This window comes from Thermus igniterrae ATCC 700962, assembly GCF_000376265.1.
GTDB classification, from domain to species: Bacteria; Deinococcota; Deinococci; order Deinococcales; family Thermaceae; genus Thermus; species Thermus igniterrae.
Window position 1 is genome coordinate 1 of the sequence record NZ_AQWU01000036.1, and the last position, 20,404, is coordinate 20,404.

Sequence of the window (20,404 nt, forward strand, 5' to 3'; positions counted from 1 at the left end):
GTCACACACCGCTTCGCACCCCCCTTGACCAAATACCCCCGCTATCCACCCGTAAAAACCCAGGACGCACTGCCCCTTGGGTCCCGTCCACCCACCCCAAACCCCTCCCTCCCCCAAACCCAGTTAAGCCATAGAGGAGGCTAACTTAAGAAAGGCTAAACCCCTAACCCTTAACGGACCCTTGACGGCTGAGGAGGGACAAAATACCCTAATACCCCGGAGGGTAAAGATGAAGCGGACCCTTATGGCTTTCCTCCTTCTCGGCGGCCTGGCCCTGGCCCAGGCGGATGGCGCGAAGCTCTATGCCCAGTGCGCGGGGTGCCACCAGGCCAACGGCCAAGGCATACCCGGCGCCTTCCCGCCCCTGGCCGGGCACGTGGCGGAAATCCTGAGCAAGCAGGGGGGGCGGGAGTTCCTCATCCAGGTGATGCTCTGGGGCCTCCAGGGGTCCATTGAGGTCAAGGGCATGAAGTACAACGGGGCCATGCCTGGCTTCAACGGCCTCAAGGACGAGGAGATCGCCGCCATCCTGAACCACATCGCCACCGCCTGGGGCGACGACAAGAAGGTCCAGGGCTTCAAGCCCTTCACCGCGGCCGAGGTCAAGGCCCTGCGGGAGAAGAAGCTTACCCCCCAGCAGGTGCTGGCCGAACGGCAGAAGCTGGGCCTGAAGTAAAGCTGAAAGCAAGACCTGGGGCCCAAGGGCCCCAGGTCCTTTTTAATGGAGGGGTGCTGGAGCTTTCCCTGGAAAAGGCCTTCCCCGGCTTCCGCCTGGGCCTGGAGTTGAGGGTGGAGGAGGGGGAGGTTTTGGCCCTCCTCGGCCCCTCAGGAAGCGGCAAGAGCACCCTGCTCAGGCTGATCGCCGGCCTGCTCCCCCCTGACCGGGGGTTTGTCCGCTTCGGGGAGCTGGACCTCACTCCCCTGCCCCCGGAAAGGCGGGGGGTGGGCTTCCTCTTCCAGGACTACGCCCTCTTTCCCCACCTCACGGTGGCGGAGAACCTGGCCTTCGGCCTGGTGGAGGCCCGCTGGCCCAAGGCAAAGCGGGAGGCTAGGGTGAAAGAACTCCTGGAAAGGATGGAACTCCTTCCCCACGCCAAGAAGCGCCCACAGGGGCTTTCTGGAGGGGAGCAACAGCGGGTGGCCCTGGCCCGGGCCCTGGCCGCCAGGCCCCGCCTCCTCCTCCTGGACGAGCCCCTGGGCGCCCTGGACCTGAGACTGCGGGAGGAGCTTCTCCTCTTCCTGCGCCGGACCCTGAGGGCGGAGGGCATCACCACCCTGGTGGTGACCCACGACCAGGGGGAGGCCTTCCTCCTGGCCCACCGGGTGGCGGTACTGCGGGAAGGCCGCCTGGTCCAGGTGGGCCCGCCGGAGGAGGTGTACGCTAGGCCCAAGGACGCCTGGACCGCCCGCTTCCTGGGCCACAAGAACCTGCTTTCCCCGGAGGAAAGCCGCGCCCTGGGGCTTCCTCCCAAACGCCACCTCCTTCCTCCCCAGGCCCTGGGCCTCGGGGGGGAGGTGAAGGGGGTGGTGGAGGAGCGCCTTTTCTTCGGGAGCCGGGTGGGGCTTTGGGTGCGGGCCATGGGGGTGCGGCTTTACCTGGAGGCCCTCGAGGGCCCCAAAGAGGGGGCCGAGGTGGGCCTCCACCTGGACCGGGCCCGGGCGGTACCCTTGGAAGGATGAGGCGCTTGGCCCTGCTCCTGGGAGGGCCCCTACTGGTGACGGAGGCCCTGAGGGAAAGGCTTAGGGGCTACCGCCTTCTGGCGGCGGACTCCGGGGGGCGGCACGCCCTGGCCCTGGGGCTTCCCCTGGACCTCTGGCTGGGGGACTTTGACTCCAGCCCCCCCTGGCTCCAGGAGGCCCTCCAGGCCCCCAGGGAGGTCCTGCCCCGGGAAAAGGACCAGACGGACGGGGAGGCCCTGGTGGAGCGGGCCCTGGCCCTGGGGGCGGAGGAGGTCCTCCTCTTGGGGGCCCTTGGGGGGCGGCTGGACCACACCCTGGCTCATTTGGAGCTGGCCTTTGCCCTGGCGGAAAGGGGGGTAAGGGTGGAGCTCGGGGACGGCCTCACCCGGGCCTTCCCCCTACTCCCGGGCGCCCACGCATTCCCCCTGGAGCCAGAAAGCCCCTTCAGCCTCCTCCCCTTTCCCGAGGCCACCCTGGCGGTGGAGGGCGCCCGGTGGGACCTACCCCCCACGCCCCTGAGGGCCACCACGCTCACCCTGGAGAACCGGGCCCTGGGGCCCATCCGGGTGGCGGTGGAAAGGGGCAGGGCCCTCCTCTACCTCTTCCCTTGACACCCCTTGCCGCTACGGCTAAACTATCGTTTGGCGTTTGGGCCGCTAGCTCAACCGGTAGAGCAACCGACTCTTAATCGGTGGGTTACAGGTTCGAGTCCTGTGCGGCCCACCAAGGCCCCCCGGGGAAACCCGGGGGCTTTTATCATGGGGGGCATGCGCCTGGCCGCTACTCCCTTGGACCTCTTGGAGCTGGACCTGCCCCGAGGGGAACCCTGGGGCTACGCCTTCGCCCAGGCCCTCCTCCAGGCCCCCTGGGCCTGGCGGGCCCTGAGGCCTACCCCAGGGCTTCTCGGCCTAATCCGGCAGGACCTCGAGGCCCTCTTCCTGGAACTGGAGCGCCGCCGTCAGGACTTCCCCCTGGGCGACCTGGGGGAACGCCCCCCCCATCCCGCCGAGGAGGGGGCCCTTCAAGCCCTCCTGGCCCGCGACCCCGAGGCCCTGGTGGAGGTCCTCAAGGCCCACGGCCCCTACCCCTTTGCCCTTTACCGGGCCTTCCGCTTCGGGGAGGAGGTCCACCCCCTCCCCCACCCCCGCCTGCCCCAGGAGGACGAGCTGGTGGGGTACGAGGAGCAGCTGAAGGCCCTCCGGGAAAATGCCCGCCGCTTCCTTTCGGGAAAGCCCGCCCTCCACACCCTCCTCTACGGCGCGCGGGGCACGGGGAAAAGCACCGCCGCCAAGAGCCTCCTCCACCTGCCGGGAGCCCGAATGGTGGAGGTGGAGCCCAAGGCCCTTCCCCGGCTGGAAGCCCTCCTGGAGCGGCTTGGGCTCCTTCCCCACCGCTTTTTCCTCTTCCTGGACGACCTCTCCCTGGATCCGGAAGGGGAGGCCTTCCATCACCTCAAGGCCCTCCTGGAGGGGAGCCTGGAGGGCCCCCCGGAGAACGTCCTCCTGGTGGCCACCTCCAACCGCCGCCACCTGGTGCGCCACCTGGGGGAAAACCCCCTTCCCGACCAAGGCCCCCAGGCCTGGGACGCCCTTCAGGACGCCCTGGCGCTTTCAGAGCGCTTCGGCCTGGTCCTCACCTTCCCCCCCTTTGACAAGGGCCTCTACCTAAAGGCCGTGGCCCACCACCTGGGCCGGACCCTAACCCCGGCCGAGGAGGCCGAGGCCCTGCGCTTCGCCCTGCAGAAGGGTTTCTCCGGACGGGTGGCCCGGCAGTTCGCCCTCTCTCAATTGGGTACAACCCCTTGACCACCCTCAATCCGCACCATTTAGAATTTGGGCATGCAAACAGGTTCTCTTTCAATAAGGCAATTGCTCAAAAAAGCCAAGGCGGGACAATTTAAGTTGCCTCAGTTTCAAAGGGATTTTGTGTGGAATGAAGCTCAAGTAGCACTCCTGATCGACTCCATTGCACGAAACTATCCCATAGGCTCCCTTTTGCTTTTAGAACCGAGCCCCGACATCCAATTGAGCACCCGCTCGCTGCAAGCTGCCATTGCGGATTTCGAGCATGCTGATTCAATAAACAATCAAAACTTTGAACTTGATAACAAAGATGCTCCTTCCAACAAGGATGTGACTCCCGAAGCACAAGAGTTTCTAATCCTCGACGGCCAACAGAGGTTAACTTCCATTGTGCGAGTTCTCTTAAACGCAAACCCATCTAAAACATATTGGTTTGATTTGGGGGAAATTTACGAATCTTTCCATGAAGAAAGATCGGATTGGATCAAACAAACTAAGGGGAAAAGCGAAGATACTACCCGGAATAATGGTCGTTGGATTAGGGCAGATTTAATATTGGAAGGTGAGGAACAACAATACGTTATCAAATATTTTCTGAAGCACCTTTCGGAGCAAGAAGAAAGAGCAATGCAGGCTATTCAAAAAGTGCATAGGGTATTTGAAACCATACGCAATTACCAGGTGCCTTACATCTTATTGGAAGGCCAAGAAGGTGTTGAAGCCATATGTCGGATTTTTGAAACCATTAACTCGACCGGCACGCGCTTGACAACCTTCGATCTGGCTGTAGCGCGTTATTTCCCCTACCCTGACCTTCGGGACTTATTTGACAAGGCTCGCCAGAGCCATCCGGTTTTATCCGAATTCGATGTGGATGGCGAACGGCTATTACAAGTAATCGTCCTTTTGGAGAAGGGAAGGGAACCTTCTCGAAGCGAGCAACTTGGCCTTAGCAAAAGCGACATCATCAAGCACTGGGAAGCTGCCGTAAATGCGTTGGTAAAGGCTATTACTTGGGCACGCCGGGAATGTGGACTAGAACCCCAATTCTATGTTGGAGAAAGCCAGCTCGTTGCTTTAGCCTCCGTGCTCGCTGGATTATCGGAGAAAAAACAAGAAAATTTCCTAATTCAAAATCATGATCAACTGGTCCAATGGTTTTTCGCCAACGTTATGCAGAGTGGATTTCGTGCCACAAATTACAGGATTTTTGTTCACTATCAAAGCCTAAATAGCTTGCAAAAAAGTGGATACTTGCCAGAAGAAGACATCCCTCTTGTCAAATTAGATTTGGAAACGCTAGTCCGCTTGGCCAAAAGTGACAATAGGTACAAGGCCGCTTTGGCTCTTTTACGCCGACACATTAAATCCGACTTTTATTCCGGCGCAACCATAACTTCTGAAAATTTCGAAATGCATCACTTCTTCCCTCGCTCTTTTGGAGCAAGAAAGAAGTATATTGACAGCATCGCCAACTTGGTTCCGGTTACCAAAGAAACCAACCGCTTTCTTTCTAATCGCAATCCCTCAGAGTACATAAAGGACTTGGTAGAAAAGGGCAACTTCAGCGTTCAGAATGAACGCTTCGCTGGCGCCCTTTTGCCTATTAGGATAGGCCCTCAAGGTGATATCAAACCAAGCATTCTGTCAGACGACCACTACGAAGTTTTTGTTCAGGAGCGCGGCAAACTCATTCTTCAGAAAATAAAAGAAGTCACGGGTAACAGGTTCGCCGATCACCTCGGCGAACCCTACGAAGAAATTTGAGTTTCAATGCTGCATGTTCTCTTCGCTGTATCGAAGGGCCGCCTCCACAAACCCGGCGAAGGGAGGCGAGGGGCGCATGGGCCGGCTTTTGAACTCGGGGTGGCTTTGCAGGCCCAGGAAGAAGGGGTGGTCCCTGAGCTCGATGGCCTCCACCAGCCCTGCCCCCCGCCCACGCATGCCCGGGGTGGTGGCGGAGACCACCAGGCCGGCCCGCTCCAGCTGGTCCACATAGAGGGGGTTCACCTCGTAGCGGTGGCGGTGGCGCTCCAGGGCCTCCTCCCTGCCGTAAAGGCGGTGGAGGAGGGTGCCCTCCTTGATGCGCATGGGCCAGTCCCCAAGGCGCATGGTGCCCCCCAGCCCCTCCACCTCCAGCTGTTCGGGCATGAGGTCTATGACCGGGTGGGGGGTGTAGGGGTCAAACTCCGTGGAGTTGGCCCCCTTGAGCCCGGCCACATGCCGGGCAAACTCGATGACCGCAATCTGCAACCCCAGGCAGATGCCCAGATAGGGGATTCCCTTTTCCCGGGCGTACTGGGCCGCCCGCACCTTCCCCTCAATGCCCCTCACCCCAAACCCCCCGGGGACCAGGATGCCGGAAACATCCCTAAAGGCCTCGTCCAAGTCGGCTCCCTCGAGGCCCTCCGCATCCACCCACTTCACCTCCACCCGGGCCCCGTGCCGGATGCCCGCATGCCTCAAGGCCTCCAGAAGGGAGAGATAGGCGTCCGGCATCTTCACGTACTTGCCGGCGATGGCGATCCTCACGGTGCGCTCGGGGTGCTTCAAAACCCGCACCGCCTCCTGCCAGAAGGAAAGGTTAGGGAAGACGGCCTCGAGGCCTAAGGCCCTTTCCACCACCCGGCCCAGGCCCTGCTCCTCGAGGAGGAGGGGGACTTCATAGAGGTGCTCCACATTGGGGCTGGAGAAGACGTGGCCCGGGCGCACGTTGGTGAAGAGGGCTACCTTTTTGCGCACCTCCTCGGGCACGGGCTTCACCGAGCGGAGCACCACGGCATCGGGCTGGATGCCCACCCCCCGCAGGGTAGCCACGGAGTGCTGCGTGGGCTTGGTCTTGAACTCCTCGCTGGTCTCCAGGTAGGGGACCAGGGTGAGGTGGATGTAGAAGGTGTTCCCCTCCCCCTCGTCAAAGCGGAACTGGCGGATGGCCTCGAGGAAGGGCAGGCTCTCTATGTCCCCCACCGTACCCCCCACCTCCACCACCACCACCTCGGCCCGCTGCTCCTGGGCCACCTTGCGAATGCGCTCCTTGATCTCGTCGGTGATGTGGGGGATGACCTGGACGGTCTGGGAAAGGTACTCGCCCCGGCGCTCCTTCTGGATGACGGAAAGGTAGACCTGGCCGGTGGTGAGGTTGTTGCCCCGGGAGAGGTCCAGGTCCAAAAAGCGCTCGTAGTGGCCGATGTCCAGGTCCGTCTCCGCCCCATCGGCGGTGACGAAGACCTCCCCGTGCTCGTAGGGACGCATGGTGCCCGCGTCCACGTTCACGTAGGGGTCAATCTTGATGGCGGTGACCCGGTAGCCCCGGGCCCGGAAGAGGGCCCCCAGGGAGGAGGTGAGGATGCCCTTCCCCAGGCTGGACACCACCCCGCCGGTCACGAACACGTATTTCATGGGCCTTGCGGCGCTCTCGGAAGCCCCGTTCACGGGTCTTTAGCCTACCACATCTAGCAGAGGGAGAGGGGTTTATGGTAGAGTCTTCTTTGGCGTTCTTGCGGGGTCCCCCGATCCCCCGTCAAGAACAGGGTGTTTCGTACCCCAAGGAGGGCCCTGGTCATGCTTCCCAAGACGTACGTACCCAAGGAGATTGAACCCCGCTGGGTTCTCATTGACGCCGAGGGCAAGACCCTGGGGCGGCTCGCCACCCAGATCGCCACCCTGCTCCGGGGCAAGCACCGCCCCGACTGGACCCCCAACCTGGCCATGGGGGACTTCGTGGTGGTGGTCAACGCCGACAAAATCCGCCTCACCGGCAAGAAGCTCAAGCAGAAGGTCTACACCCGCTACAGCGGCTACCAGGGGGGGCTTAAGGAGATCCCCGCGGAGAAGATGCTGGCCACCCACCCCGAGCGGGTGCTGGAGCACGCGGTGAAGGGCATGCTCCCCAAGGGGCCTTTGGGCCGGAGGCTCTTCAAGCGGCTTAAGGTCTACGCCGGGCCCACCCACCCCCATCAGGCCCAGAAGCCCGTGAAGCTGGAGGTCAAGTGATGGAGCAGTACTACGGAACCGGCAGGCGCAAGGAGGCGGTGGCCCGGGTCTTCCTCAGGCCCGGAAGCGGCAAGGTCACCGTGAACGGCCAGGACTTCCAGGAGTACTTCCAGGGTCTGGTGCGGGCCGTGGCCGCCCTGGAGCCCCTGCGGGCGGTGGACGCCCTGGGGCGCTTTGACGCCTACATCACCGTCTCCGGCGGCGGCAAGAGCGGCCAGGTGGACGCCATCCGCCTGGGGGTGGCCCGGGCCCTCCTCCGCTACAACCCCGACTACCGGGCCAAGCTGAAGCCCCTGGGCTTCCTCACCCGTGACGCCCGGGTGGTGGAGCGCAAAAAGTACGGCAAGCACAAGGCCCGCCGCGCGCCCCAGTACTCCAAGCGCTGAGGCCCCTTCCTCAGGCCTCCGGGGAGGACTCCCCGGAGGCCTCCTTTTCCATCTGCCAAAGGGCCTCCAGGAGCTCCTCCTTGGAAAAGGCATGGACCCTTTGGTGGCGCAGGTAGACGAGCCGGGCCTCCGCCTCCACCCCCCAGGCCCGGCGCAGGGCCTCCCAGTAGAGGGCAAGCTGGAAGCGGTAGGCCTCGGGGTGCACCTCCTGGTCCGTCTTGTAGTCCTCCAGGTACCACCTCTTTCCCACCCGGTAAAGCCGGTCCAGCACCCCGTACCAGACCGTTCCCGCCAGGGGGAGGGCCAAAGGGAGCTCGGGATAATCCTCCTCCCGGGCCTCCAGAGGGGCAAGCCCCACCCCCAGGAGGGCCCGGTAGCGGCGGAGGAGCCCCCTGGCCTCCTCCAGGAGCCTGGCCCTTTCCTCCTCGGAGAAGGGGAAGGCCACCTCCTGGAGGAGGAGGCCGGCCATGGCCTCCCCGTCCTCGGGGTCCAGGTGGCGGGCGATGGCGTAGTGGACCAGGGTCCCCAGGGCCCGGGCGTACTCGGGCAGGGCCTCGGCCTCCAGGGCCTCGGCCAGGGGCCGGGGCTCCCCCTGGGCCTTGCGGTGGGCGCTGGGGGAAAACACGGGGGGAAAGGGCTTGGGAAAGAGGCTATGGGAGGCGTAGGGAGCGGGGTGCGGCCCCTCCTTAGGGGGAAGCGGGGAAAAGGCCCGCTCCCTTGGGGAGTGGCGGTGCACCTGGGGGTCCTGGCTCTCCGGGCCCAGGCCCAGCCTCTCCAGGACCAGGGCCCAGGGCCCAGGCCGGGTGGAGACGCTTCCCGTGACCAGGAGGACGTCCCGGGCCCGGGAGAGGGCCACGTAGAGGAGCCTGAGGGCTTCCTCCTCCTGGGCCTTTTGCTGGCGTTTGGAAAGCGCCTCGTAACCTCTGGTCCCCGCCAGGGCCACTTCTCCCCCAAGGCCCACCAGCAGGGGCTCCCGGTTGGGCCGCTCCCCCCGGGCCACGTCAAAGACAGCCACCACGGGCCACTCCAGCCCCTTGGCCGCGTGGACCGTGAGGAGGTGAACCCCCTCCCCTCCCTCGGGGAGCTCCGCGGTCTCGGGGTCCTCGGCCCGGAGCTTTAACCACTCCAGAAGGGCCTCGAGGTCGGGAAAGCGCTCCGCGGCGGCCAGGAGGAGAAGGGTGTCCAGGTTGGCCCGGGCCCTGGGGGAGAGGCGCTTTAGGAAGGTGGGGTCCCAGGCCAGGGCCTTAAGGGCCTCCAGGGGGCGCCTTCCCGCAAGCCCCCGGAGCCACTCCAGACGCCCCTGGGCCTCCTGGGGGAGGAGGGGCACGGGGTCCTCGGCCAGGAAGGCCTCCTCCAGGGCAAGAGGGTCCAGGCCCACGAAGGGCCCCCGCAGGAAGGCCATGAGGGAAAGCCGCTCCTCCGGGGAGGGGGGGCCTTCCAGGAGGGAGAGGCGCAGGGCATGGTAGAGGTCCCGCACCTCGGGCCGGGTGAAGAAGCTCCGCCCCCGCCTCAAGACGTAGGGCACCCCCCGGGCGCGGAAGGCGGCCTCCAGAGGGGAAAGGCTTGCCCGGCTTCGCACCAAAACCGCCATCTGGGAATAAGCGTACCCCTCCCCCCGCAAGGCCTGGAGGCGGTCCAGGAGGAGGTGGGCCTCCTCCCGGCGCTTTTCCTCCAGCTCCCCTTCCCCCACCACCCAGTGGACCTCCACCCGGCCCTCTGCCTCCCGCACCGCTTCCACGGGCACCCGCTCCGCCTCAGGGAAAAGGCGCACGAAGCCGTTCAGGAAAGCTGCCACCTGCCGCGCATGGCGGCGGGTCTCCTTAAGGGACCTCACCTCCTGGGCCCGGGCCAGGGCCTCGCGGAACACCTCCACCTGGGCGTTGCGGAAAAGGTAGATGGACTGCTTGGGGTCCCCCACGGCCACCACCCGGACCCCCGCTCCCTCCAGGGCCTGGAAGAAGCGGCCCTGCAGGGGGTTCACATCCTGGTACTCGTCCACGAGGAGGTAGGGAAAGCGCGCCACCACCCGCCTCAGGGCCTGGGGGTGGTCCAGGAGGCGGAGGGCCAGGGCCTCGAGGTCCCCCGGGCCCAGGGCCTCCCGGGTACGCCGCCGGTATCCCTCCAGGACCCGGTGGAAGAGGTCCACCACCCCCTCCGCTCCCTCCTCCGCCTGGAAGCGGGGGGCGAGGGAGCGCTTCCGGTAGAGCAGGCTCAGGGGGCCTTCCCAGCCCGGATCCAGGCCGTCCAGGTAGAGGCGGCTCCGGGCCTCCTCCAGGAAGAGGGCCTGGGCCAGGAGCTCGTCCAGCACGGCGAAGTCGGGGTCCAGGAAGAGAAGGGGCGCGGCATGGCGCAGGGCCTCGGCCATGAAGCCGTGGATGGTGGTGAAAAGGGCCCCGTGCACCTCCCGCCCCGCCTCCTCGGCGAAGGGCGGCCTGGGATGCGCCCGGAGGAGGGCCTCCACCTCCTTCCGGATGCGGCCCCTGAGCTCCTCCGCCGCCTTGCGGGTAAAGGTGACGGCGGCCACGCGGCGCAGGGGAACCCCCTGGCGCAGGAGGCTCAGGAGCTCCTGCACCAGGGCGTGGGTCTTACCGGTGCCCGCGGAGGCCACGTAAAGCCTCATGCCCCCTCCTTACGGCAAATATCGGCGAAGGAGCAGGTGTAGCAGTGGTTCCCGGGCTTTGCGGGGAAGACCCCTTTCTGCCAGCTGGCCAGAGCCTCCTCCAGCCGATCCCTGATCCTGTCCAGACGGTGGGTGGCCTCCCCTTGACGAAAGGGCCTATTCCGGTAGGGTTTGGGCTTATCCAGCCAGTTCCAGGTCCAGAGGTGGACCGCTTCTACATCCCCCCGCTGCAGCAGGGCCTCCAGGGCGTACCACTCCGTCCAGCGCCTCTCTAGATCGGGCTCGGCCCCCCGGGGGAGGAGGCGGTAGAGGTGGAGCACCCGGCCCTCCCGCCGCACCCCGTCCAGGCGCAGGCGGAAGCGTTTTCCCGGCCAGGAAACCCAAAACTGCATCCCTTCCAGGTGCTCCCCATGGGCCGCCAGCCAGGGGCCCACCTCCCCATCCTGCAGGAGGGCTTCCTGGGCTCCTGGCAGAAGGTGCCAGCCGGGGACGCTGTCCGCCCTTAGGTCAAAACGCTCCAGGTAGGCCCTGAAGGGGCACTCCCAGAAGCGGCGCAGGGCCTCCAGGTGCCCGGGGGGGGATTTCCCCCGGGGCGGTGGGGGGTGGTAGGGCCTAGAGGGGAGGGCCTCGAGGCGGCTACTTGGTGGCAGGGGCTCGGGCCGCCTGCCCGGGCGCAGGGGCTCTAAGGGCCCAGAAAGCCCCGCCTCCGGGTAGAGGAGGAAGACCTCCTCCCCCCGGGTAGCCATCTCCTCCTGGAAGAGGGGGTCCAGGCCCCGAAGCCGTTTGGGAAGCCCCTTAAGGAGCCCCCGCTCCCGCAACTCCTCCAGGAGGAAGTAGTCCTCCCTTTCGCCCAGGGTGTAGCGCCCCGCCACCCACTCCAGCACGTAGGCCCTCCGGGCCCGGACCCCCGTGGCCCGCAAGGGGGGCAGGAGGGCCACCCCCCGGTTGGGCTCGGGGGGCAGGGTCTCGTCCAGGAGGAGGCTCCGCCACCAGGGAAGGGGGTCTTGCCGGTGGGCCTGCAGGGCCAGGCGGAGCCGGGAGAGGAAGGGTTCCTTGGGGGAAACCCCTAGCCGCTCCAAAGCCGCCTCCGCCCAGGCCAGGGGGTCAGGCCCCGGGGTGCGCAGGGCCAAGAATTCCCGCCACTCCCCAAGAAGCCCCTCCCGCTCCGCCAAAAGCCCTAAGGCCTCCTCCCCCGCCAGGCCGAGGCGGAGGGCCCTCCGACCGAGAGCAGCAAAGCCCAGGGCCAGGAGGTCCCGCCCGGTGGGGAAGGGGTTGAGGAGGGCTAAGACCCGCTCCCCGGCCTCGGTTTCCCCCAGGGCCTGCTCCCGGCCGTCGTAGAGGGGCAGGCCGTACTCCTCCTTGAGGAGGAGTAGCCCGGGGATGCGCTCCTCCGGGGCCACCACCAGGACCTCCCAGGGGTCTAGCCCCTCCCCGCCCAGCTCCCGCGGGGCCAGGGCCCGCTTCAGGGCCCGGAGGAGGTAGCGGCTTTCCTCCACGGGGTTGGCCAGGGCGAAGACCTCCTGCCGCAGGGGCCTTGGGGAGAGGGTCTTCCAGGGGGTAAGCCCCTCGGATAGGCGCTCCAGGGTGAGGAGGACGGGGACCTGCTGGCCCAGGCGCTTCAAAAAGCGCAGGTCCAGGGGGCCAAGCTCCCGGTAGCCGTCTACCACCACCAGGTCCGGCCGGGGGAAGAGGCGTAAGGGAACCCGGAGGGCCCGCCAGCGGAAGTCGTCGTAGTCCAGGTGGCCCCGCTTCAGGCGCTCGTAGCGGAAGTAGACCCGGCGCAAACGCCCTGCCTCCCCCTCCTTGGGCAGGGCGAAGGGGGAGAGGCCAAAGCGCTTCAGCTCGGCGATGGCCCGGGCAAAGAGCCGGGCCTCCCCCGGGGCCACCTCCCCCCCAAGCTCCCGCAGGGCCTCCCCCACCAGGGCCACCCGCCCGGCCCCCGGCAAGGGGGGGCCCAGGCGCCCCGCCTCGGCCAGGACCCGGTAGTAGAGGGCCTGGATGGAGAGGAACTCCAGGCCCAAAAAGGCCCCCTTTGCCCCCAGGAGGCGGTAGACGTAGGCCCGCTGGTGAGGCAGGCCCACCCAGTAGACCCGGCCCCTCTGCCCGAGCATCTCCAGGGCCCACTCCAGAGCCAGGGTGGTCTTCCCGGAGGCAGGAGGACCTAGGACCACATGGAGGCCGGGCTCCATATGGGAGCATTCTAAGCCCGGCTCACCAGGGCCCGGCCGAGGGGGGCTTCAGGGAAGGGGTGGCGCCTCCCCGGGGGGAAAGAGAGGCAGGGGGCTGAGGTCCGGTCCCAGCCGGAGCACCCCCACCACCCGGCCCCGGTGGAGGACAAAGCAGCGGTACTCCCCCGCCAGCACCACCACCTGGCGGGCCAGGGTGAGCTCCCGCAGGAAGGGCAAGGGCCTTTTGCCCAGGGGTCTTCCCCGAAGGGGGCCCGCATGGGGCAGGGGGCGGCCCTCCTCGAGGGCCAGAAGGAGCAGGGGCCTCTCCTCCCCCAGGAGGACGAGGAAAGCCCCTCCTTCCCGGTAAAGGGCCTGGACGCGAAGCCCCTGCACCACCTCCTGGCAGCGCAGGAGGACGGTCTCTGCGGAGGGCCTCGGCCAGGCGGGCCCCTCCCCCAGGGCCAGGCCCGCGGCCAGCACCAGGAGGAGGGGCCCTAGACGCCGCATGCCTTCAGGTTAGCCCTTTAAAACCCCCGCTCCGCGGAGATCAGGGCCAAGGCGGCCTGGGCCAGGAGGAGGGCCCTGCCGGGCTCCTTGGCCAGCCGGGCCTTGGCCTCAGCCACCAGCTCCTTGGCCAAGGGGTCCTGGCCCCGGTAGTAGGCAAGCTCCTTCTCCGCCCGCTCCACCCGCGCCTGGGCCGCCTGGGGAAGCCTGGGGGCGGGGTTCCCCTGCCTGTCCCGGAACCTGGGGGCAAAGCGCTCGTGGCCCCACCCATGCCCCATGCCCTGGCCCATCCGGGGGGCCGGCTGGGGCTCGCCCCGGGCGGCGCGGAAGAGGAGGAGGGCCGCCTGGGCCTCGCGGGCCGCCTTGAAGTAGGCCTTGGCCTCATAGCTCCGCTCCGCCCGCACCTTAACCTCCTGGGCCCACTTGAGGAGCTTCTCCTCCCCCGTGGCCCCCTGGGCCACGGTCTGCAAGCGGGCCAAAGCGGCCGCGGCCACCGCCGCCTGGCGGTAGTCCACCCCCTGGGCCAGGGAAAGGCCCACCGTGAGGAGGAGGAGACCTAAAAGCACCCGTTTCATCCCGCATCACCTCCTAGGGTAAGGCTAGGCCTCCTGGCCAAAGGGCGCACCGGGGGAAACCTTAAGGGAAGCCAAAGGCAGGTAAAGCCCCACCGCCGCCCCGCCCCGGTTCTCCGCCCGCACCCGCCCCCCGTGGGCCCGGGCCACCGCCGCCACCAGGGCCAGGCCCAGGCCGGTCCCCTTGCCCCCGTGGACGAAGGGCTCAAAGACCCGGGGGAGGAGGGGTTCGGGGAAGCCTGGGCCGGCGTCGGTGAACCAGAGCCAAACCCCCTCCCCCTCCCGCGCCACCTGGACCCGCACCGGCAGCTTCCCGTGGCGCTGGGCGTTTTCCAGCAGGTTCTCCACCGCCAGGGCCAGAAGCTCGGGGTCGGCCAGGACCTCCCCTTCCCCCTCTAAGGCAAGGCCGAAGCCCTCCAGGAAGGTCCGCAGGTCCAGGAGTCTGGGGCGGAGGGGGGTGGCCTCGAGGCGGGACAGGCGCAACAACCCCGAAAGGAGGGCCTCCATGCGGCCCGCCTCCCGCAGGGCCCCCTCCAGGGCCCGGGGTTCCGGGGTGCGCCTAAGGACCTCCAGGTAGCCCTTGAGGGCGGTGAGGGGGGTGCGGAGCTCGTGGGAGGCGTGGCGGGCAAAGCGGCGGGCCGCCTCCTCCTTTTGCGAAAGCTCCTCCAGGAGCTGGGCTACCTGGGCGAGCCGCCCGTTCAGGGCGGCCACCACGGGGGCAAGTTCGGCCACCCCGGGGTCGGGAAGGGGGCTTAGGTCCTGGGGAGGGCGGGCCTTGAGGGCCTGGGCCAGCCGCTCCAGGGGGCGGAGGGCCCAGGCGATCCCCAGGGCGGAAAGGCCATAGACCAGGAGGAGCACCCCACCCCCCCAGGTGGCGAAGAGCAGGAGGAGGCGCCGTCCCAGGCCCGCGACCCCCTCCAGGGGCACCGCCAGGCCAAACCCCCCTCCCCCCTCCCCCGGCAGGGCCACGTAGAGCACCCCCTGCCACACCCCCTGGTAGGCCCTCCCCTCCCCCAGGGCCTCCCGCAGGCCCGGTGGGAGGGCCAGGGGGCTAACCTCGGTGAAGGCCACCCCTTCCCGCCGTACCACGAACCCCGTGCCCCCGCCGAAGGTCTGGGCCAGGCGGAAAAGCTCCAGCAAAAGCGCCTCTTCCTCCCTCGGCCCCTCCTCCCTCAGGAGGTACAGGCGGGTAAAGAGGGCCCGCCTGAGGTCCTGGCTGGCCGCCCGCTCCGCCTCCCGGGCGGAGAGGAGGGCCAAGGGGAAGGCCAGGAGGCAAAGGGCCAGAAGGAGGAGGGCAAAAAGCCGCCCCCTAAGGGAGGAAAAGGCGGTAGCCATAACCGCGCACCGTCTGGATGGGGCTGGGCTCCCCCAGGGCCTTGCGCAGGAGGGAGAGGTGGACCTCCAGGGTGGCGGGCTCCACCACCTCCCCCCAGACCCGGAGCATCAGGGCCTCCTTGGAAAGCACCTCCTCCGGCGCCTCCAGGAAGGCCTTGAGGAGGAGGAAGGCCTTGGGGGAAAGGGCGAGGCGCCGCTCCCCCCGGTAGGCCTCCATCCTCCTCGGGTAGAGGCGGAGGTCCTTGTAGGTGAGGACCTCCTCCTGCCGCCTGGCGCGGCGCTGGAGGGCCTCGAGGCGGGCCAGGAGCTCCTGGAGGCTGTAGGGCTTCACCAGGTAGTCGTCCGCCCCCTCCCTGAGGCCCTTCACCCGCCACTCCACCGCGTCCAGGGCGGTGAGCATGAGCACGGGCACCTCGGAACGGGCCCGGATTTCCCTGAGGAGGGAAAACCCATCCCCTTCGGGCAGGAGCACGTCCAGGACCACCGCTTCCGCCCAGGGGAGGAGGTCCAAAGCCTCCTTGGAGCTGGCCGTGGCCCGCACCTCGTGCCCTTCCAGGGCCAGGCCCAGCTCCAAGGCCTCCTGTACCCCTGGGTCGTCCTCCACCAGCAGGATCCTCATCCCGGGTTCTTCCACAGGGCCAGGGCGCGCACCGGGGCGTAGACCTCCAGGGGCGGAAGGGCCTCCCCCGTGCGCAGGTCCAGGCGGTGGATGCGGCTTGACCCCCGCCGGGCGGCGTAGAGGACCCCCTCTAGGGGCAGAAGCTCCACCAGACTCATGCGGTCCTCCCCCTCCAGCAGGGGAAGGGAATAGGAGGCCAGGAGGGCCCCGGAAAGGTCCACCACCCGCACCTTGGCCGCCTCCACGTCGTAGAGGTAAAGCCTTTCCCCCTGGGCTCCCACCCCGCCCAGCAGCCGTAGCTCCTGGCCCTCCTTGGAGCGGCGGAAGGCGTAGCGGGAGAGGTAGCGCCCCTCCAGGGTGAGGCGCTGCACCTGGCGGTTGCCGTAGTCCAGCACGAAGAGGAAACCCCCCGAGGCCACCAGGGCCTTGGGGTCTTGGAAGGTGCCCCGCCCCGGCCCCTGCCCCCCGAAGCGCCCCTGGTACTGCCCCTTGAGGTCCAGGCGGCTCACCGTGGCCGTCTCCCCGTCCAGGACGAAAAGGCTTCCATCGGCCACCGCCAGGGCCAGGGGGAAGAGGAACTCCCCGGGCTTCATCCCGTAGGGCCCCACGGACAGCAAAAGCTCCCCCTCGGGGGAAAAGCGGTGGAGGAGCTTGGCCCCGTGCTCAAAGACCGAGACCCAGATCCCCCCCTCGGGGTCCGCGGCCACGGCCAGGGGCGGGGCGGGGAAGTGGCCGGGAGCCGAGCCGATGCCGGAAAAGAGCCGGCTGGCGGTGCCGGAAGGGTCCAGCAGGCGCACCGTACCCTTCTTGGCCTCCACCCCCACGAGGAGGTAATGGGGGTGGGGCAGGCCCTTCTCCTCCTCCCAGGGGCCCTCGAGGACCTGGATCACCTCGTCCAGGGTGGGCCGCTTGGCCGGGTCCTTCTCCAGCATGCGCAGGACCAGGTCGGAGAGCACCTGGGGGATCTCCGGCTTGAGCTGCTTGGGCGGGGTGGGCACCTGGAAGATCTGCTGGTGGATGACCGTCTCGTACCCCCCGGTGAAGGGGGGCTGGCCGGTAAGGGCCTCGTAGAGCACGATGCCCAGGGAGTAGATGTCCGAACGGTGGTCCAGCTTCTGCCCCTTGGCCTGCTCCGGGCTCATGTAGACCGGGGTGCCGATGCGGGCCCCGGTGATGGTGAGGCGGGTGAGGACCTTGCCGGCGGCGATGCCGAAGTCCATGAGGCGTACCCCCCTGGGGTCCACCCCGCTCTCCTTCAGGGCCCCCCGCAGGACCATGATGTTTCCCGGCTTGATGTCCCGGTGGACGATGCCCTGGGCGTGGATGTGCTTGAGGGCATCCGCCACCCGGGCCAGGATGGAGGCCGCCTGGCGCAAGGACAGGCGCCGCTCCTCAATGAGCTTGTCCAGGCCCTCCCCGTCCAGGAACTCCATGGCGATGAAGTGGACCCCATCCACCTGACCGTGGTCGTAGACCTTGACGATGGCGGGATGGTCCATCTTGGCCAGGACCTCCGCCTCCCGGTGGAAGCGGCGCACGAACCGGGGGTCGCCCACGAAGCGCTCCTGGGGGACCTTGAGGGCCAAAAGCCGGCCCGTTTTCCGCTCCTTGGCCTTGTAGACGGTGGCCATCCCCCCCACGCCTACCTTCTCCAGGATCTCGTAGCGTTGGGAAAGCGCCTCCGCCTCCTCCGTGGTCTTGGTGGGGTTGGCCCGCTTCTCCCTGGGGGGTGGCCGCTTCCGCTGGCGGCGCCTGGGGCCCAGGTAAACCCGGGGGGCCAGGAAGACCCCTAAGCCCAGGAGAAGCCCCGGCAGGAGCACCTCCCCCCTGGCCCCCGTGGCCCAAGCCGCCCCTGCCAACAGGGCCAGGAGAAAGTAGAGGAGGGCCGGGGAGAGCCGCACGGCCAAGGCGGCGGTAAGGAGGACCAGCAGTAGGGCCAGAAGAAGGTGCATCACTCCACCCTCAAGGCTACGGCGGTGATGTTATCATCCCCGCCTCGGCGCAAGGCTTCCGAAAGGAGTCTTTCCAGGGAAGCTTGCAGGTCCTTGCCCAACACCCACTCCTCCTCAGGGAGCAGACCGTAAAGGCCATCGGTGGCCAGGAGCACCCCCTCCCCGGGGGCCAGGTGCACCGTCTTCAGGTCAAACCGGGCCTCGGGCAGGCCCAAGGCCCGGGTGAGGACGTTGCGGTAGGGGTGGCGCTCTGCCTCCGCCGGGGTCAGTATGCCCTCCTTCAGCCGCTCGGCCACCCAGGAGTGGTCCTCGGTGAGGCGCCGAAGCCCCCCGCGGACCAGGTGGTAGGCCCGGGAGTCGCCGATGTGGCCCACTACCCCCTCCTTCAGCCAGTCCGCGTAGAGGAAGGCGGTGAGGGTGGTGCCCATCCCCTTGCGGCCCGGCTTTTGCGCCTCCTTTTCCACCCGCTTTTGCGCCAGCTGGAAGGCCTTTTCCATCACCCGCAGGAGGCCCACCGCCGGGCGGCCGGTCCTCAGGTGCTCGGCGTAGGCCGCCACCGCCTGGGAAAGGGCCTCGATGGCCACCTTGCTGGCCCACTCCCCGGCCTCCATCCCCCCCATGCCATCGGCCACCGCCAGGAGGAGGAGGTTCCCCTGGGGCACCTCGAGGCGCAACACCCGGTGGAAGTCCTCGTTGTTCTGGCGGCGGCCCACATGGGAAACGGCGGCCACGCTGAACCGGGGAGCCAGGCGCATCGGCCTCATTGTATAGGATGGAAGTGTGGAGCATCTTGCCGACCTGGTGGACCTCTACGAGTACCGGGTGGAGGACCTGGTGGCCGGGCGCACCCCCAAGGGGGGCAAGAAGGCCCTGCTCCAGCTCCGGGCCCTCTTGGCCCAGGCCCGCCTCCCCGGTCCCCTAGCCAAGCGCTTCCGCCAGGCCGACGCCCGCTTCCGGAGCCTGCGGCTCCAGAGAGGTAGCCCAAGCCCCACCCCACCCCCCCTGGACCTCCCCACCCTGGTGCCCACCGAGCCCGAAAAGACCCCTTCCTCGGCGGGGATCTCGCCCTTGAGGGCCATGGCCCTCAAGGTCTGGCGGCTCTGGGTGGGCCGGGAGGTGCGGACCCGGGCCAAGGACCTCCTCACCGGGCGGCGAGAGGAGCTGCGGCTCATCCACGCCTTTTTGCAGAACTACCTGGACTACCGGGAGAAGGAAGGGTTCAAGCGGGACTTCAACCTCTCCCGCTTCAGCCCCACCCACCCCATCCCCTCCCTCTCGGATAGCCTCCTGGACCTGGAGGACCCCAAGGTGGCCGAGGCCCTCCTCCAGGAGTTCCTGGAGACCGCCCTGCACCTGCCCCAGGACCTTCCCCTGCCCCCCGAGGAGACCCGCACCTACCTTCGGCGCTTCCTGAACCGGATCCTGGAGTGGGAGGAGGCCTACGGCTTTCCCCCCAAACGGGACCTCCTGGCCCTTAAACGGGCCCTGGAGGAAGCCCGGCGCCTGGGGGCCAGCGCCCAGGAGGTGGCCCGGTTGGAGGAGCGCCTCAAGAAGGAGGCCCAGGAGGAAAGGCGGCGGGAACTCATCGTGGAGGAGGAAAAGCGGCGCTTCCGTGTGGCCATGGAAAAGGTGCTGGCCCTCCTCAACCTTCTCCCCACCCCCCAGGGGGAGACCCCCTGGCCCGAGGTACCCGAGCCCGGCCAGGCCAAGGAAAGCCTCCTCACCCTGCCCCTGAGCCCGGGCCGGGTGGCCCTGGGCCCCCTGGTCCTCACCGTAAGCCAGGCAGAAGGGGTCTGGCACCTGGGCCTGGCGGGGGAGGACCACGTGCTGGAGGAAACCCTGGTGGTCCCTTGGGAGGACCTCGAGGTCTGGGCGGTGCGGGAGGGAGACCTCCTCCACCTGCGGCTGGAGGCCCGCAGCGGCCTCAGGCTCTACGAACTCTTGGCCGAGGGACGGGTCCTCGCCCTCCTCCTCTCCCCCAAGGGGGAGTACGCCCACCTGCGCCTCCTTAGGGCCCTCTCTGCCCGGCTCAAGGGGGAGTTCAGCCCCCAGGACTTCGGGGAGGAATTGGCGAAGAAGTACCGCCAAGCCCCGGAGGAAGCCCTGCAGGACTTCGCCCGCAAGGCCTTGGAGCTGGCCCTGAGGCGCCTTGGCCCCACGGACCCCACCCCTCTCCTGCAGGAGGTGGGCCAGGCCCTGGGGCGGGAAGGAGAGGCCCAGACCCTGGCCGAGACCCTGCGGGAATACCTGGGCCGCCGCCCTCCCACCCGGGAGACCCTGGGGGGCGAGGTGCACTTTCTCCCCCTTTCCCCCGAGCCCGTGGGCCTCAAGGCCGGCCAGAGCGTCCTCTCCGTGCGCCTGCGGGAAGACGCGGTCTACGTGGGCCAGGCGGGGGAGGTACCCCGGAGGCTCAAGGACCTCCTGGTCTACCGGCTCCCGGAAGGGGCCCTGGTCCTGGCCCGGGAAGGCCAGCGGCTGGCCTACATGATGGTTGGAACGCCCAGACTTGACCGATATGCGGCCTTGGGGTAAAGAGGGGGCATGACCCTACGCGAGGCCTTGTCCCAAGTCCCCGACCCCAGGGCCCGCAACCGGCGGTATCCCTTGTGGGGCTTGTTGGCCCTCATCTTGGTGGCCTTTCTCGCCCGCGTGGACTCCCTGCGCGGCGTGGAACGTTTCGCCCGGGCCAACCCTCACCTCTTGCCCCACCTGGGCCTGCGCAACCCCCCGGGCCACACCATCCTCACCCTCCTCCTTCACCGTCTGGACCCAA

General features: G+C 67.7%; 18 protein-coding genes and 1 tRNA gene. 10 read left to right on the top strand and 9 right to left on the bottom strand.

Features of this window, described 5'->3' with window-relative positions; all coding sequences use genetic code 11:
- Positions 1-229: 229 nt before the first annotated feature.
- The 6 genes from cycA to B128_RS12570 all read left to right on the top strand — a co-directional run bounded on the left by cycA (position 230) and on the right by B128_RS12570 (position 5,249).
- Positions 230-676 (top strand): cytochrome C-552, encoded by a 447-nt coding sequence (gene cycA / locus B128_RS0101510; RefSeq protein ID WP_018110528.1) that lies wholly within the window; start codon positions 230-232, stop codon positions 674-676.
- A 53-nt stretch (positions 677-729) separates the two neighbouring features.
- Positions 730-1,680: an ABC transporter ATP-binding protein gene (locus B128_RS0101515; RefSeq protein WP_018110529.1), complete on the top strand. Its 951-nt coding sequence runs from the start codon at positions 730-732 to the stop codon at positions 1,678-1,680.
- Positions 1,677-2,291, top strand: coding sequence for a thiamine diphosphokinase (locus B128_RS0101520; RefSeq protein ID WP_018110530.1), 615 nt, complete (start codon positions 1,677-1,679; stop codon positions 2,289-2,291). The genes B128_RS0101515 and B128_RS0101520 overlap by 4 nt, the downstream gene beginning before the upstream one ends.
- A 39-nt stretch (positions 2,292-2,330) precedes the next feature.
- Positions 2,331-2,406: transfer RNA gene (locus B128_RS0101525), tRNA-Lys, on the top strand.
- Between the two features lie 41 nt (positions 2,407-2,447).
- Positions 2,448-3,485, top strand: a complete 1,038-nt coding sequence (locus B128_RS13305) for a DUF815 domain-containing protein (RefSeq protein WP_169333332.1) — start codon at positions 2,448-2,450, stop codon at positions 3,483-3,485.
- Between the two features lie 33 nt (positions 3,486-3,518).
- A complete protein-coding gene (locus B128_RS12570) occupies positions 3,519-5,249 on the top strand; it encodes a GmrSD restriction endonuclease domain-containing protein (protein WP_083922062.1) in 1,731 nt (576 codons plus the stop codon).
- A 3-nt stretch (positions 5,250-5,252) separates the two neighbouring features.
- Here B128_RS12570 and B128_RS0101535 read toward each other — a convergent pair whose 3' ends face one another.
- On the bottom strand, positions 5,253-6,881 hold the full coding sequence (locus B128_RS0101535; RefSeq protein ID WP_425425102.1) for a CTP synthase: 1,629 nt from the start codon (positions 6,879-6,881) through the stop codon (positions 5,253-5,255).
- A gap of 162 nt (positions 6,882-7,043) precedes the next feature.
- On the opposite strand from B128_RS0101535, the gene rplM reads away from it, so the two are divergent.
- Positions 7,044-7,475 (top strand): 50S ribosomal protein L13, encoded by a 432-nt coding sequence (gene rplM, locus B128_RS0101540; RefSeq protein ID WP_018110533.1) that lies wholly within the window; start codon positions 7,044-7,046, stop codon positions 7,473-7,475.
- On the top strand, positions 7,475-7,861 hold the full coding sequence (gene rpsI / locus B128_RS0101545) for a 30S ribosomal protein S9 (RefSeq protein ID WP_018110534.1): 387 nt from the start codon (positions 7,475-7,477) through the stop codon (positions 7,859-7,861). Before rplM ends, rpsI begins: the two co-directional genes overlap by 1 nt.
- Before the next feature lie 10 nt (positions 7,862-7,871).
- Here the strand turns inward: rpsI and B128_RS0101550 are convergent, their stop codons facing one another.
- From B128_RS0101550 to B128_RS0101585, 8 genes are read right to left on the bottom strand one after another with little or no spacing between them, the layout of a single operon-like run.
- Positions 7,872-10,481: a UvrD-helicase domain-containing protein gene (locus B128_RS0101550; RefSeq protein ID WP_018110535.1), complete on the bottom strand. Its 2,610-nt coding sequence runs from the start codon at positions 10,479-10,481 to the stop codon at positions 7,872-7,874.
- Positions 10,478-12,670, bottom strand: coding sequence for a PD-(D/E)XK nuclease family protein (locus B128_RS0101555; protein ID WP_018110536.1), 2,193 nt, complete (start codon positions 12,668-12,670; stop codon positions 10,478-10,480). The genes B128_RS0101550 and B128_RS0101555 overlap by 4 nt, the downstream gene beginning before the upstream one ends.
- 48 nt (positions 12,671-12,718) lie before the next feature.
- On the bottom strand, positions 12,719-13,156 hold the full coding sequence (locus B128_RS0101560) for a hypothetical protein (protein WP_018110537.1): 438 nt from the start codon (positions 13,154-13,156) through the stop codon (positions 12,719-12,721).
- A 17-nt stretch (positions 13,157-13,173) separates the two neighbouring features.
- On the bottom strand, positions 13,174-13,728 hold the full coding sequence (locus B128_RS0101565; protein ID WP_018110538.1) for a hypothetical protein: 555 nt from the start codon (positions 13,726-13,728) through the stop codon (positions 13,174-13,176).
- 24 nt (positions 13,729-13,752) lie between these two features.
- Entirely contained in the window at positions 13,753-15,060 is a 1,308-nt protein-coding gene (locus B128_RS0101570; RefSeq protein WP_018110539.1) for a sensor histidine kinase, read from the bottom strand.
- On the bottom strand, positions 15,035-15,679 hold the full coding sequence (locus tag B128_RS0101575; protein WP_018110540.1) for a response regulator transcription factor: 645 nt from the start codon (positions 15,677-15,679) through the stop codon (positions 15,035-15,037). The genes B128_RS0101570 and B128_RS0101575 overlap by 26 nt, the downstream gene beginning before the upstream one ends.
- Complete coding sequence (locus B128_RS0101580; RefSeq protein ID WP_018110541.1) at positions 15,676-17,631, bottom strand: protein kinase domain-containing protein; 1,956 nt, start codon at positions 17,629-17,631, stop codon at positions 15,676-15,678. Before B128_RS0101580 ends, B128_RS0101575 begins: the two co-directional genes overlap by 4 nt.
- Complete coding sequence (locus B128_RS0101585; RefSeq protein WP_018110542.1) at positions 17,631-18,386, bottom strand: PP2C family protein-serine/threonine phosphatase; 756 nt, start codon at positions 18,384-18,386, stop codon at positions 17,631-17,633. The genes B128_RS0101580 and B128_RS0101585 overlap by 1 nt, the downstream gene beginning before the upstream one ends.
- Positions 18,387-18,411: 25 nt before the next feature.
- Here B128_RS0101585 and B128_RS0101590 point away from each other — a divergent pair, with 25 nt between their 5' ends.
- Positions 18,412-20,163 carry a hypothetical protein gene (locus tag B128_RS0101590; RefSeq protein WP_018110543.1) on the top strand — a complete coding sequence of 584 codons (1,752 nt, stop codon included), beginning with the start codon at positions 18,412-18,414 and terminating at the stop codon, positions 20,161-20,163.
- 9 nt (positions 20,164-20,172) lie between these two features.
- A partial coding sequence (locus tag B128_RS0101595) for a transposase family protein (protein WP_018110544.1) occupies positions 20,173-20,404 on the top strand: 232 nt, incomplete at its 3' end.